11 protein-coding genes are annotated in these 13,755 nt (G+C 70.7%); 8 read left to right on the forward strand and 3 right to left on the reverse strand.

The window, feature by feature from the left end:
- Positions 1 to 43: 43 nt before the first annotated feature.
- The 3 genes from gltX to ACFVT2_RS23375 form a co-directional block, all read right to left on the reverse strand.
- A complete protein-coding gene (gene gltX / locus ACFVT2_RS23365; protein ID WP_390020931.1) occupies positions 44 to 1,534 on the reverse strand; it encodes a glutamate--tRNA ligase in 1,491 nt (496 codons plus the stop codon).
- Entirely contained in the window at positions 1,527 to 2,288 is a 762-nt protein-coding gene (locus tag ACFVT2_RS23370; protein WP_390020934.1) for a fumarylacetoacetate hydrolase family protein, read from the reverse strand. The genes gltX and ACFVT2_RS23370 overlap by 8 nt, the downstream gene beginning before the upstream one ends.
- An 81-nt stretch (positions 2,289 to 2,369) precedes the next feature.
- Positions 2,370 to 2,555: a hypothetical protein gene (locus tag ACFVT2_RS23375; RefSeq protein WP_390020936.1), complete on the reverse strand. Its 186-nt coding sequence runs from the start codon at positions 2,553 to 2,555 to the stop codon at positions 2,370 to 2,372.
- A gap of 598 nt (positions 2,556 to 3,153) precedes the next feature.
- Between ACFVT2_RS23375 and ACFVT2_RS23380 the strand changes: the two genes are divergently transcribed.
- The 8 genes from ACFVT2_RS23380 (at position 3,154) to ACFVT2_RS23415 (ending at position 13,651) form a co-directional block, all read left to right on the forward strand.
- The gene (locus ACFVT2_RS23380; RefSeq protein ID WP_390020938.1) at positions 3,154 to 6,897 is read left to right on the forward strand and encodes a nitrate- and nitrite sensing domain-containing protein; all 3,744 of its coding nucleotides are present in this window, start codon (positions 3,154 to 3,156) and stop codon (positions 6,895 to 6,897) included.
- 9 nt (positions 6,898 to 6,906) lie between these two features.
- Positions 6,907 to 7,320 carry a roadblock/LC7 domain-containing protein gene (locus ACFVT2_RS23385; RefSeq protein ID WP_039632486.1) on the forward strand — a complete coding sequence of 138 codons (414 nt, stop codon included), beginning with the start codon at positions 6,907 to 6,909 and terminating at the stop codon, positions 7,318 to 7,320.
- A 113-nt stretch (positions 7,321 to 7,433) separates the two neighbouring features.
- Positions 7,434 to 7,844, forward strand: coding sequence for a DUF742 domain-containing protein (locus tag ACFVT2_RS23390; protein ID WP_390020940.1), 411 nt, complete (start codon positions 7,434 to 7,436; stop codon positions 7,842 to 7,844).
- Positions 7,825 to 8,418 carry an ATP/GTP-binding protein gene (locus ACFVT2_RS23395; protein WP_390020943.1) on the forward strand — a complete coding sequence of 198 codons (594 nt, stop codon included), beginning with the start codon at positions 7,825 to 7,827 and terminating at the stop codon, positions 8,416 to 8,418. The genes ACFVT2_RS23390 and ACFVT2_RS23395 overlap by 20 nt, the downstream gene beginning before the upstream one ends.
- A gap of 401 nt (positions 8,419 to 8,819) precedes the next feature.
- The gene (locus ACFVT2_RS23400; protein ID WP_390020946.1) at positions 8,820 to 11,951 is read left to right on the forward strand and encodes a nitrate- and nitrite sensing domain-containing protein; all 3,132 of its coding nucleotides are present in this window, start codon (positions 8,820 to 8,822) and stop codon (positions 11,949 to 11,951) included.
- 10 nt (positions 11,952 to 11,961) lie between these two features.
- A complete protein-coding gene (locus tag ACFVT2_RS23405; RefSeq protein ID WP_018542541.1) occupies positions 11,962 to 12,375 on the forward strand; it encodes a roadblock/LC7 domain-containing protein in 414 nt (137 codons plus the stop codon).
- An 84-nt stretch (positions 12,376 to 12,459) separates the two neighbouring features.
- Positions 12,460 to 13,092 (forward strand): DUF742 domain-containing protein, encoded by a 633-nt coding sequence (locus ACFVT2_RS23410; RefSeq protein ID WP_390020949.1) that lies wholly within the window; start codon positions 12,460 to 12,462, stop codon positions 13,090 to 13,092.
- The gene (locus ACFVT2_RS23415) at positions 13,073 to 13,651 is read left to right on the forward strand and encodes an ATP/GTP-binding protein (RefSeq protein WP_390020951.1); all 579 of its coding nucleotides are present in this window, start codon (positions 13,073 to 13,075) and stop codon (positions 13,649 to 13,651) included. Before ACFVT2_RS23410 ends, ACFVT2_RS23415 begins: the two co-directional genes overlap by 20 nt.
- Positions 13,652 to 13,755 lie beyond the last annotated feature (104 nt).

Consider the following 13,755-nt stretch of genomic DNA (forward strand, 5'->3'; position numbering starts at 1 on the left):
CTCGTGGCTTCCGGGCCCGTGGGTCCCGTGGGGTGCGGTCGGGTCAGGCGGTGAGCCGGGCCAGGGCCGCGTCGATGCGCTGGAGGGTGCGGTCCTTGCCCAGGATCTCCAGGGACTCGAAGAGCGGGAGGCCGACGGTGCGGCCGGTGACAGCGACCCGGACCGGGGCCTGGGCCTTGCCGAGCTTGAGGCCGTGCTCCTCGCCGGCGGCGAGGACGGCCTGCTTGAGGGGCTCGGGGCCGGCGGTCCAGTCGGCGGCGGCGAGGTTGGCGCGGGCGGTGGTGAGCAGGGCCACCGGGTCGCCCTTCATGGCCTTCGTCCAGGACGCCTCGTCGTCGACCGGCTCCTTGCGGAAGAGGAAGTCGACGTTGGCTGTGATGTCGGAGAGGACGGTGAGGCGGGTCTGGGCGTGCGGGGCGATGGCCTCCCACGCGGCCCGGTCGAAGTCCTCGGGCTCCCAGTTGGCGAACGGGGCCGTCAGCCAGGGCGCGCAGGCCGCGATGAAGTCCTTGAGGTCCAGGCGGCGGATGTGCTCGGCGTTGATCGCCTCGGCCTTCTTGAGGTCGAAGCGGGCCGGGTTGGCGTTGACGTCCGCGATGTCGAACTTCTCGATCATCTCGGGGATGGTGAAGATGTCCTCGTCCGCGGAGAACGACCAGCCCAGCAGGGACAGGTAGTTCAGCAGGCCCTCGGGGAGGAAGCCGCGCTCCCGGTAGAGGTTGAGGTTGGCCTGGGGGTCGCGCTTGGAGAGCTTCTTGTTGCCCTCGCCCATGACGTAGGGCAGGTGGCCGAAGGCGGGGACGGCCGAGGCCAGGCCCAGCTCGATCAGGGCCCCGTAGAGGGCGATCTGGCGGGGGGTGGAGGAGAGCAGGTCCTCGCCGCGCAGGACGTGGGTGATGCCCATCAGGGCGTCGTCGATCGGGTTGACGAGGGTGTAGAGCGGCGCCCCGTTGGCGCGGACGATGCCGTAGTCCGGGACGTTCTCCGGGGTGAAGGTCAGTTCGCCGCGGACCAGGTCGGTGAAGGTGATCGGCGCGTCGGGCATCCGGAAGCGGACGATCGAGGAGCGGCCCTCGGCCTCGTGGGCGGCCTTCTGCTCGGCGGTCAGGTCGCGGCAGGCGCCGTCGTAGCCGGAGGGCTTGCCGGCCTTGCGGGCGGCCTCTCGGCGGGCGTCGAGCTCTTCGGTGGTGCAGTAGCAGTGGTAGGCGTGGCCGGCGGCGAGCAGCTTCTCGGCGACGTCCTTGTAGAGGTCCATCCGCTGCGACTGGCGGTAGGGCTCGTGCGGGCCGCCGACCTCGGGGCCCTCGTCCCAGTCGAAGCCGAGCCAGTGGAACGAGTCCAGCAGCTGGTTGTAGGACTCCTCGGAGTCGCGGGCCGCGTCGGTGTCCTCGATGCGGAAGACCAGCTGACCGCCGGTGTGCCGGGCGTAGGCCCAGTTGAACAGGGCGGTACGGACCAGCCCGACGTGCGGGTTGCCGGTCGGGGAGGGACAGAAACGTACGCGGACGGGGGTTCCGGGGGTCGCGTTAGCCACGCTTGATCACCTTGTTGGTGAGAGTGCCGATGCCTTCGATGGTGACGGCGACCGTGTCGCCGACGTTGAGCGGGCCGACTCCGGCCGGGGTGCCCGTGAGGACGACGTCGCCGGGGAGCAGCGTCATCGCCTCGGTGATGTGGACGATCAGGTCCTCGATGGGGCGGATCATGTCGCTGGTGCGGCCGAGCTGGCGCTGTTCGCCGTTGACCGTGCACTGGATGGTGAGGTCGCTCGGGTCCAGGTCCGTTTCGATCCAGGGGCCCAGGGGGCAGGAGCTGTCGAAGCCCTTGGCCCGGGCCCACTGCTTCTCGCGGCGTTGGACGTCCCGCGCGGTGATGTCGTTGGCGCAGGTGTAGCCGAGGATGACGTCCTTGACCCGCTCGCGGGGCACCTCGCGGCACATCCGGCCGATGACGACGGCCAGCTCCGCTTCGTGGTGCACCTCCTGGGAGAAGGAGGGGTAGGCGATGGGGTCGCCGTGGCCGATCACCGATGTGGACGGCTTGAAGAAGGTGACCGGCGTCTCCGGGACCTCGTTGCCCAGTTCGGCGGCGTGTTCGGCGTAGTTGCGGCCGATCGCCACGACCTTGTTGGGAAGGACCGGCGGCAGCAGCCGCACTTTTTCGAGGGGGACCTTCTGGCCCGAGCGCTCGAATTCCGCGAACGGATGCCCCTTGATGACGTCGAGTTCGTCTCCTTCGAGGACGCCGAAGCCGACGTTGCCGTCGATGGAGAATCTGGCGATGCGCACGGGTTGCCGCTGCCCCTCATGATCATTGGCCGGAGTTGACACTCCAGGCTATCGCGGGGGGATGGGCGCACCGCCGTCCATTCAGGCCGTGACGTCCTGCTTCGGCAGGTCGTTCAGGACGGTGCGGCGGGGGTTGGCGGTCTGGCGGGGCAGGTCGACGGTGTGCTCCTGGACCTCGGGGGTGCCGAGGTCCTCGGCGTCCTTGAGGTGGGCCAGGGTGGTGCGCCGCGGGTTGGCTATGTTGCGGAACATCGTCGTCGTCTTCACTGCGGTATGCCTCGCGTCTGGTCGGGAAGAGTTGCCGAACGTTGCATTTTTGCGCGTTGTCGTTTTACGCAACTGTGTAAAGCGTCAGGCTAAGCGCGCTATTCCCTGCGGATCAGCGGGAAAGTCGACGATCTCCCTGTGAGTTTCCTCACGAGGGATGTGACATATGCCGCATTTCGCGTGATCAACATCCAGGGCGGAAACGGACATTGACGGATCGAACCGCACGTTCCGCTCCTGATCACCGCACCTGGGACAAGGGGTGGGGGCGGGCGACTCGCGGACATAAGTCCGAAATCAGGGGCAGCGTCTTCTACCGGTCGTAACGCATTCCATACATTGCGTCACCCATGTCACAGCGGCCGGCTCCGCTCTTGTTGGAGATCCTGCACTGTGCTGGAATTCCACGGACCGCCGCACGTTTCCACCGGCGCGCAGGGTGCGAAGGAGCGCCGCGCGGTGGTGTCGCTCTCTCGGCCAGAGGGGACGGCCCGCCGGTCACTCACGACCGCCATGGGGGACTTCGCGGTCCCCTTTCGACTCGACACCGTCCCGCCGTTCACGCGGTGGGACGCCTGGTCCAGAGGTTGCGACGCTAGTGCAGGGACGTTTCAAGAGGGATGGCAACGCTGCGGCGGACCCGGAGCTGCGCGGCGGGAAAGACCGCGGCCAGACTCCGGGCGATGACGCCGCGGACGGCGGCAAGCCCAAGAACGGCCCCAGTGGGCCCGGCAACCGAATAGCGCTGCGCAACTGGCGCATCAGCACCCGGCTGGTCTCCCTGCTCGCGCTCCCCGTGATCGCGGCGACGACCCTGGGCGCGCTGCGCGTCAACACCGAGCTGGACAACATCGACCAGCTCGACAAGATGCAGCTGCTCACGGAGATGACCCGGCAGGCCACCGAGCTGGCCGACGCCCTCCAGGTCGAGCGCGACAAGTCGGCCGGCCCGCTGGCCGGCACCGGCAACGTCAAGGACGACGCCAGTGTGGTCGCCCCGCGCGAGGCCACCGACCGGGCCAAGGTCTCCTTCAACCAGGCCACCGGCGACATCAAGCCGGACGACGCCACCATGGCCGGCGTCCGGGCGACCATCCTGGAGATCGGCCGCCAGCTCAACACCCTCAACCAGATCCGCGGCGACGCCTACAAGGACGACAACAACGTCGCGCGGACCGTCACCGCCTACAACCAGCTCATCTCCTCCCTGCTGGACCTCTCGCAGGACATGGCACAGGCCACCAGCAACCCGGAGATGATCCGCAGCACCCGTGCCCTGGCGGCGTTCTCGTCCGCCAAGGAGTACGCGTCGATGCAGCGCGCCCTGGTCAGTGCCGGTCTGGCGCACTCGGGCGGCCCGCAGCTCTCCGCCAACGACCGGCTGGCCGGCCGTACCGCCGAGGACGACGAGAAGGCGGCCCGGGACCGCTTCTCGCAGATCTACAGCGGCAACGCCGGTGCGCTCACCCGCGGCCTGGACGGCAACAACGACGAGATCAAGGCCGCGTACGCGTTCGCGCACCGCGCCTTCTCCAGCACGGGCGGCATCCGCAGCCAGGAGTACAAGTACCTCGACTGGTACGACTCCGACACCGTCAAGATCGACGAGATGTCGCGGATCGAGACCTCGCTGCTCTCCGAGATGGACCAGAAGTCCCGCGAGCTGCGCAACGCCGCGACCCAGGACGCGATCATCAACGGTGCGGTGATCCTGCTCGTCCTCGGCGTCTCGCTGATCGGCGCGTTCGTCGTGGCCCGGTCCATGGTGCGCTCGCTGCGCCGGCTCCAGGACACCGCGCAGAGGGTCTCCCAGGACCGGCTGCCCGAGCTGGTCAAGCAGCTGTCCGAGTCCGACCCGCAGGACGTCGACACCTCCGTCGAGTCGGTCGGTGTGCACAGCCGGGACGAAATCGGCCGGGTGGCCGCGGCGTTCGACGAGGTCCACCGCGAGGCGGTCCGGCTGGCGTCCGAGCAGGCGCTGCTGCGGGGCAACGTCAACGCGATGTTCACCAACCTCTCGCGCCGCTCCCAGGGTCTGATCCAGCGTCAGCTCTCGCTGATCTCCGAACTGGAGTCCCGCGAGGCCGACCCGGACCAGCTCTCCTCGCTCTTCAAGCTCGACCACCTCGCCACCCGTATGCGCCGTAACGGCGAGAACCTGCTGGTCCTCGCGGGTGAGGAGCCGGGTCGCCGGTGGACCCGTCCGGTCCCGCTGGTCGACGTGCTCCGGGCCGCCGCGTCCGAGGTGGAGCAGTACGAGCGGATCGAGCTGAACGCGGTCCCGCAGACCGAGGTCGCCGGCCGGGTCGTCAACGACCTCGTGCACCTGCTCGCCGAGCTGCTGGAGAACGCCACGTCGTTCTCCTCACCGCAGACCAAGGTCAAGGTGACCGGTCACGCGCTGCCCGACGGCCGCGTCCTGGTCGAGATCCACGACACCGGTATCGGCCTCTCCCCCGAGGACCTGTCGGCGATCAACGAGCGGCTGGCCAGCCCGCCGACCGTGGACGTCTCGGTGTCCCGGCGAATGGGCCTGTTCGTGGTCGGCCGGCTGTCGCTGCGACACGGCATCCGCATCCAGCTGCGGCCGTCCGACTCCGGCGGCACCACCGCCCTCGTCATGCTGCCGGTCGATCTCGCCCAGGGCGGCAAGAAGTCGGCACCGACCCCCGCCAAGAGCGCCGGTGACGGCGGTGGCGCGCCCACCAGCCGACTCGCCGGGCTCCAGCCGCGCGGCCAGGTCGGCTCCGGCCCCGGCGGGCGGCCCGCGCTGCCCGGCCGCGGCGGCCCCGGTGGTGCCGGTGGTGCCGGTGGTGCCCCGAACGCCTTCGGCTCGCCGGCGCCCGGCGGTCGTACCGCACCGGCCGCGCCGGCCCGCGGTGGCGACGCCGGTCCGGACGCCGGCGGTGCCCGGCCCGCGCTGCCGGTCCGCGGCTCGGACGCGGACCGCGGAGCCGACGACGGCCGCACCCCGACCGTGGCACCGCCCACCGGCCTGCCCCCTCGCGAGGAGCGCCCGCAGCTGCCGCCGCGGAACTCCGGGCCGGCGGCCGAACTGCCGGGCGGCGCGGCCGCACCGGCTCCCGCGAACACCGAGCAGCCGGGCGGCGCGCCGCTGGGCGTACGCCGGGACCGCGGCGCCCAGGACGACTGGCCGCTGGCGCCCCGCGAGGCGCAGGACCGGCCGCGGGGCCACGAGGAGCCGGAGACCACCGGCACCTTCCAGCGGCCTGCGCCGGCCGCCGGCCCCGGCGACACCGCCGCGTTCCCGCGGCCCGACTTCGGCGGGCCGCGGCCCGGCGCGGGCCGGAACGACGCCCCCGCCGCCGGCCGCGAGCCGGTCCGGGCGGCCGGCGGGCCCGGGGACACCGGACAGTTCCCGCGACCGGATGCCGACACCGGACAGTTCGAGACCGGACAGTTCGGCATCGGGCAGCGGGAGACCACCGGGCAGTTCCCGCGGCCGAACGCCGACACCGGGCAGTTCCCGCGACCCGATGCCGACACCGGACAGTTCGACAGCGGACCGTTCGAGACCGGGCAGCGGGATTCCACCGGGCAGTTCCCCCGACCGAACGCCGACACCGGACAGTTCGAAACCGGACCGTTCGAGACCACCGGGCAGTTCCCGCGTCCCCAGGGCGAGCGGGCGGAGCAGGCCGGGCAGGGCCGTCAGCCGGCCGTCGGTCGTACCCCGGCGGGCCGTGACCCGCTGGGTGCCGATCCGCTCAGCGACCCGCTCGGCGGCGACCCGCTCGGCAATGGTCCGCTCGGCGCCACGGACACCGGCGCCGGTGACGGCCGTACGCCGATCTTCGACACCATCGAGTCCAACTGGTTCAACACCCCGGCCTCGGCGGCCGCCGGTGTACCGCCGATGCCGCGCCGCGACGCCGGCCAGGACGGTGCCGCGCCCGGTGACACGCCGGCCGGCGGTGTGCCGGCCGCAGGCGTGCCGACGGGCCGCGTACCGACGGGTGGTGCGCCAACGGGCGGTGTGCCGACGGGCGGGCGCCGCGACAGCGCACCGGCCGACGCCTCCGCGCAGTGGCGCACCTCGCCCAACGACGACGCGTGGCGACAGGCGGAGCAGATCCGCCAGCCGGCCTCGGGTGGGATCACCACCTCCGGGCTGCCCCGTCGGGTGCCGCGCGCCAACCTGGTCGCCGGTACCGCGCAGCAGCAGGCCCCGCAGGGCGGTCCGCAGGTCTCCCGCGCGCCCGGCGACGTGCGCGGCCGGCTGACCAATCTCCGCCGGGGCATCCAGCAGGGCCGGCAGGCCGGGACGTCGTCCACCGGCAACCACGGCATTGTCGACCCCTCTCACCAGCAGGAGCGTTAGTTGAGTCCGATGAGCCAGGCGGCGCAGAATCTGAACTGGTTGATCACCAACTTCGTGGACAACACCCCCGGGGTGTCCCACACGGTGGTGGTCTCCGCGGACGGACTGCTCCTCGCGATGTCCGAGGGCTTCCCTCGCGACCGCGCCGATCAGCTGGCGGCGGTGGCCTCCGGTCTGACGTCGCTGACTTCCGGCGCCTCCCGCATCTTCGAGGGCGGCACGGTCAACCAGACCGTGGTGGAGATGGAGCGCGGCTTCCTCTTCATCATGTCCGTCTCCGACGGATCGTCGCTGGCCGTACTGGCGCACCCCGAGTGCGACATCGGCCTCGTCGGTTACGAGATGGCCCTGCTGGTCGACCGTGCGGGCACCGTCCTGACGCCCGATCTCCGTGCAGAACTCCAGGGAAGTCTGCTGAACTGAGTGCCCGCGGCGTCCGCAGCGCCGCACCGCACCCGGTAACCCCTCATCCATCCACGCCGTACCCCCCACCGGCCCAACCCGACGACACGTCAGTTGTCCCGTCCGGAGGATCCATGACCCCGCCACCCGCCACTTCCGGCCCGTACGGCGCCTACAGCTCAGCGCCGTACGGGAGCGAAGGTGACCAGCCGCTGGTGCGCCCCTACGCCATGGTCGGAGGCCGGACCCGGCCCCGCTACCAGCTCGCCATCGAGGCGCTGGTGAGCACCACCGCCGACCCGTCCCAGCTGCCCGGCCTGCTGCCCGAGCACCAGCGGATCTGCCACCTGTGCCGCGAGGTGAAGTCGGTGGCGGAGGTTTCCGCGCTGCTGCACATCCCGCTCGGCGTGGCGCGGATCCTGGTGGCGGACCTGGCGGAAGCCGGGATGGTGGCCATCCACCAGCCGGGCGGCAGCGGTGAGGCGGGCGGCACGCCGGACGTGACCCTGCTGGAGAGGGTGCTCAGTGGACTTCGCAAGCTCTGACGGCGGCCACGGCCAGAGCCCGGCCCGTTCCACCACGTCCGCGAAGATCGTGGTGGCGGGCGGCTTCGGCGTGGGCAAGACCACGTTCGTCGGCGCGGTCTCGGAGATCAACCCGCTGCGCACGGAGGCCGTGATGACCTCCGCGTCGGCGGGCATCGACGACCTCACGCACGCACCGGACAAGACGACCACGACCGTGGCGATGGACTTCGGCCGGATCACCCTGGACCAGGACCTGATCCTGTACCTCTTCGGTACACCCGGCCAGGACCGCTTCTGGTTCATGTGGGACGACCTGGTCCGCGGCGCCATCGGCGCCGTCGTCCTGGTCGACACCCGCCGCCTCGCCGACTGCTTCCCCGCCGTCGACTACTTCGAGAACAGCGGCCTGCCCTTCGTCATCGCCCTCAACGGCTTCGACGGCCAGCAGGCGCACACCCCGGACGAGGTCCGGGAGGCGCTGCAGATCGGCCCGGGGACCCCGATCATCACCACGGACGCACGGCATCGCGGGGAGGCCAAGAGCGCGCTCATCACGCTCGTGGAGCACGCGCTGATGGCCCGGCTGCGGTAGCGGCGGCCGGACGGCCCGCCCGTTGTCCGGCGCGGGCCGTACGGGGGTTGTCACCGGGGGTTCCTGACGCCTGCCCTGGACCGGTTCCGCATCGCGGGGACGGTGATCTGTGTCCTTCGACACGCCTGCCCGGGCCTTCATAACGTTTCGACAGTGAATCGGCTCGCCTTCGACACCGCACGCGCATGCCCGGCTTCGCTGCGCTCACATTTCTCCCGCCTTTTGCCGCGCCTCGCCCTTAACGCCCCTTTTATCTGGCGCTCTTGATCAGCTGCTCCGGCTCTGTGCAGTGTTTGGAACGCACTGCCCTGACGTGCTGAAATTCGCTGAACTCCGGAGTAGTAACGCCCAGAAGAAACGGCACTGCAAGACCGTGCCGTCGCCGAGAGGTTGTTGGTCGAGTGAGGCGAAGCACCACGAGCCCCGAGCCGCAGGAACCGCGGCGGGGCAACTTCACGCCGCCACCCCGCGATGGTGGCGTTCCGGCTTCCGACGCGCCCGAGAATTCGGCCGCGAAGCCTCCGGCGAGCGGCAGTAAGTACTCCCCGCGCAACTGGCGGGTGGCCACGCGACTGAACGCCATCCTGCTGATCCCGGTCCTCGTCGGTCTGGTCTTCGGCGGGCTGCGGGTCAACAACTCCTTCGCCACCTGGCAGGAGGCGCAGGACGCGGAGAACACCGCGAAGCTCGTTCGCGCCGCGCTTTCCTACAGCAACGCCCTCATCGACGAGCGGGACCGCACCGCGGCCCCGCTGCTGAAGGGCCGCAAGGACGACCCGATCGTCCAGGAGGCGCGGGACGCCACCGACGCGGCCGGCCAGGCGTTCCACGACGCTGCCAAGAACATGCCGGACAAGCCGGGCCTGAACCGCCGGCTCGCGCTGTTCCAGAAGACCGAGCCCAAGCTGGCGCAGCTGCGGCAGGTCGCCTTCACCGCCAAGCTCCACGGTGTGCAGACCGAAGAGGGCTACGTCGAGATCCAGCACCCGCTGATGGAGTTCGCCAACGAACTCGGGCTGGGCACCGGCAACATCACCTCCTACGGGCGCACCGTCTACGCCGTCGCACTGGCGAAGGCCGCCGAGTCGCTGGAGCGCTCGATCGGCACCCACCTCCTGGTCGACCCGGCGTCCCCGCAGGGCGGCAAGGAGCACAAGCTCCAGCTGACCGCGTTCGCGTCGTATCGCTACCTGGAGGGCATCGCCATCGGCGAGTACACCTCCGGCGGTACGCCCGACGACGTGGCGCGGCTGAAGGGGGACGCCGCCAAGCTCCAGCAGGCGGCGCAGCAGCAGATCGCCCGGGCGAAGTCGCAGGCGGAGGCGGCCGGCCAGCCGTTCCACGCCCCGCCGTCGGTGGACCAGATGTCCACCCTGATCGCCTCCGGCGCGGCACCGGACGAGCTGGCCCTCAAGGGCATCACTCCGGACTCCTACTTCCAGGCCGCCACCGGCAAGTTCGACATGTACCGGTCCATCGAGAAGGACCTGGCGGACAAGGCGGTGAACGAGGCCGCGCAGATCTCCTCGGACGCCAAGCAGTCCACCTTCGTCGACTCCGGCATCGTGCTGGCCGCGCTGGCCATCGCCTTCGTGGTGGCCGGGCTGATGGCCCGCCGGATGAGCCGCAACATGCGGGAGCTGCGCAACGCGGCCTTCGGCGTCGCCGAGCAGCGGCTGCCGCTGCTGGTCGACCAGCTCTCCCGCACCGACCCGGGCCGGGTCGACACCCGCGTGACGCCGATCCCGATCTCCACCACCGACGAGATCGGCGAGGTCGCCCGCGCCTTCGACCAGGTGCACCGCGAGGCGGTCCGGCTCGCCGCCGAGCAGGCGCTGCTGCGGGGCAACGTCAACGCGATCTTCACCAACCTCTCCAGCCGTAACCAGGGCCTGATCGAGCGCCAGTTGGAGCTGATCACCCACCTGGAGAACAACGAGGCCGACCCGGACCAGCTGGAGAACCTCTTCCGGCTCGACCACCTCGCCACGCGCATGCGCCGCAACGGCGAGAACCTCCTGATCCTCGCCGGCGAGGAGCCGGGCCGCCGCTGGAACCAGCCGGTGCCGCTGATCGACGTGCTGCGGGCGGCCACGTCCGAGGTGGAGTCGTACGAGCGAATAGAGCTCAGCGGCGTCCCCGAGAGCGAGATCCACGGCACCGCCGTGACCGACCTCATCCACCTGCTGTCCGAGCTGCTGGAGAACGCCACCACGTTCTCCTCCCCGCAGACCAAGGTGAAGGTGGCCTCGACCCGACTGCCGGACGGCCGGGTCATGATCGAGATCCACGACAAGGGCATCGGGCTGACCCCCGAGGACTTCGCGGACATCAACCACAAGCTGGCCAACCCGCCGAGCGTGGACGCCGCGATCTCCCAGCGAATGGGCCTGTTCGTGGTCGGCCGGCTGGCCGACCGGCACGGGATCCGGGTCCAGCTGCGCCCCTCGGGCGAGCAGGCCGGCACCACGTCGCTGGTCATGCTGCCGGATGCGATCACCCACGGCGGTGGTGGCGACGAAGAGCAGTTCGACGACACCTTCACCGTCTCCCGGATCGTCCCCGAGCACCAGCAGACCGCCTACGAGGGCAGCCTCCACACGGCCGCCGAGCTGGGCTTCGACGACGGGTTCCACGGGCAGCCCGCGGCCCCGGCCGAGCTGGACCCGGTGGGTCGCTCGCGGCTGCGCGAGGAGCGCCGGGCGGCCCTGGAGGCCCAGGCGACCGGCGGCCAGATGGCGCCCGAATCGACGGACCACCGGCCGCTGTTCCGCGACGAGGTGCCGTTCGACGGCCACCAGGAGCACCACGCGCCGTATCAGGAGCGCCCCGCGCCCTACGCGGAGCACCACGCGCCCTATGCGGAGCCCGGTCAGCCGCTCTACGACGACCGCTCCTTCGGCGGCGAGGCGTTCGGCGAACCGACCACCGCCGAGACCACCGGCCAGTACCCCTACGCCCCGCAGGACACCGGCCAGCTGAACGGCTGGGCCGAACCGCCTGCGTACGAGGGCCACTTCGGAACCGAAGCGGAATCTGACCGGAATACAACTGCCGCTCCCGCTGATGCGTCTGAGCGCGTAACATTCGAGGGTCCCGGCCCCGCCGCGAGCGTGATCCACTCGCTGACCGAGGCTGGTCTTCCGCGCCGCGGAGCCGGCTCGCCGCACGGCCAGCAGGAACCCGCACCGGAGACCGGTCAGGACAACGACTCCATCTGGCGCAGCGAGAACGACGATCGCTGGCAGCGGGCGGGGCGACTGCGCCAGCCGGCGGCGGGCGGGGTCACCGCTTCCGGTCTCCCTCGGCGGGTGCCCAAGGCCAACCTGGTCGAAGGCACCGCGGAGCAGAGTTCACAGGGCGGCCCCCAGGTCTCCCGCGCCCCGGAGGACGTCCGCGGCAGGTTGAGCAATCTGCGCCGCGGTGTCCAGCAGGGGCGCAACGCCGGCACCGGCACGGATCCCTCCTCGGGGGTCCCCCAGAATGACCAACAGGGCTTCGGCCCCGGCAGCACCTACGATCAGGAGCGTTAGTGTGAGCCCGATGAGCCAGGCGGCGCAGAATCTGAACTGGTTGATCACCAACTTCGTGGAGAACACCCCCGGGGTGTCCCACACGGTCGTGGTCTCCGCGGACGGTCTCCTCCTCGCGATGTCCGAGGGCTTCCCTCGTGACAGAGCCGATCAGCTGGCGGCGGTGGCCTCCGGTCTGACGTCGCTGACTTCCGGCGCGTCCCGCATCTTCGAGGGCGGGAGCGTCAACCAGACCGTGGTGGAGATGGAGCGCGGCTTCCTCTTCATCATGTCCGTCTCCGACGGATCGTCGCTGGCCGTACTGGCGCACCCCGAGTGCGACATCGGCCTCGTCGGTTACGAGATGGCCCTGCTGGTCGACCGCGCGGGCACCGTCCTGACGCCCGATCTGCGCGCAGAACTGCAGGGCAGCCTTCTCAACTAGCAGACAGGCAGTGCGTTTCCCGCCACCGCACCATAGGGTTCGGTGGCGCGACCGGCGTCAGACAGGCAAGTTGGAGGAGGAAACGTGGCAACGCCCCCGAGCGGCTACCCGTATGGATCCGGACAGCAGTCCGGCCCCCAGGGCGAGACCCATCACAACCGCTTCAACTTCCCGTCCACGCCCAGCCGCAGGCCGCAGCGGCCCCAGCCGCCGCAGTCGCCGCAGCGTCCCGCTCAGCAGCAGGGCCCGTACCGTTCCCAGCCTTACGGGCCCCCGCCCTCCGAGCCCTCGCCGTACGACCAGCCGCAGCCGCCGCGCATCCAGCCGGTGCAGCCGCCGCGGCCGAAGCCCGAGCCCGCCCCCACCGGCGGAATGAACAACCCGCTCGTGCGGCCGTACGCGATGACCGGAGGCCGGACCCGGCCGCGCTACCAGCTCGCCATCGAGGCGCTGGTCAGCACGACCGCCGATCCCGCGAAGTTGCAGGGTCAGCTGCCGGAGCACCAGCGCATCTGCCACCTGTGCCGCGAGATCAAATCAGTGGCCGAGATCTCGGCCCTCCTCTCCATCCCCCTCGGCGTCGCCCGGATCCTCGTCGCCGACCTGGCGGAGGCCGGACTCGTCGCCATCCATCAGCCCGGCGGGGACGAGACCGCCGGCGGACAGCCAGATGTGACACTGCTCGAAAGGGTGCTCAGTGGACTTCGCAAGCTCTAGCGGTGCAGCCCGCTCCACCACCTCGGCGAAGATCGTGGTGGCGGGCGGCTTCGGCGTGGGCAAGACCACGTTCGTCGGGGCCGTCTCAGAGATCAACCCGCTGCGCACCGAAGCCGTGATGACCTCCGCGTCGGCGGGCATCGACGACCTCACGCACGCACCGGACAAGACGACCACGACCGTGGCGATGGACTTCGGCCGGATCACCCTGGACCAGGACCTGATCCTGTACCTCTTCGGTACACCCGGCCAGGACCGCTTCTGGTTCATGTGGGACGACCTGGTCCGCGGCGCCATCGGCGCCGTCGTCCTGGTCGACACCCGCCGCCTCGCCGACTGCTTCCCCGCCGTCGACTACTTCGAGAACAGCGGCCTGCCCTTCGTCATCGCCCTCAACGGCTTCGACGGCCACCAGCCGTACACGCCCGACGAGGTCCGCGAAGCGCTCCAGATCGGCCCGGACGCGCCGATCCTCACCACCGACGCACGGCACCGCAGCGAGGCCAAGAGCGCGCTCATCACGCTCGTGGAGCACGCGCTGATGGCCCGGCTCCGGTAACGCCTGACGGCGCGGTTCTCCGACGCCCGGCGGTACGACGAAAGGCCCCCGCACACCTGTTGGTGCGGGGGCCTTCGTCATGCCGGCCGGGGGTAGCCACCGGA

This window comes from Streptomyces sp. NPDC058000, assembly GCF_042886435.1.
GTDB lineage: Bacteria > Actinomycetota > Actinomycetes > Streptomycetales > Streptomycetaceae > Streptomyces.

What these genes read in the sequence shown, in the direction of transcription:
- ACFVT2_RS23385 (WP_039632486.1), top strand. Translation starts at nt 6,907, where the DNA reads ATGAGCCAGGCGGCGCAGAATCTGAACTGGTTGATCACCAACTTCGTG.
- ACFVT2_RS23390 (WP_390020940.1), top strand. Translation starts at nt 7,434, where the DNA reads ATGACCCCGCCACCCGCCACTTCCGGCCCGTACGGCGCCTACAGCTCA.
- ACFVT2_RS23405 (WP_018542541.1), top strand. Translation starts at nt 11,962, where the DNA reads ATGAGCCAGGCGGCGCAGAATCTGAACTGGTTGATCACCAACTTCGTG.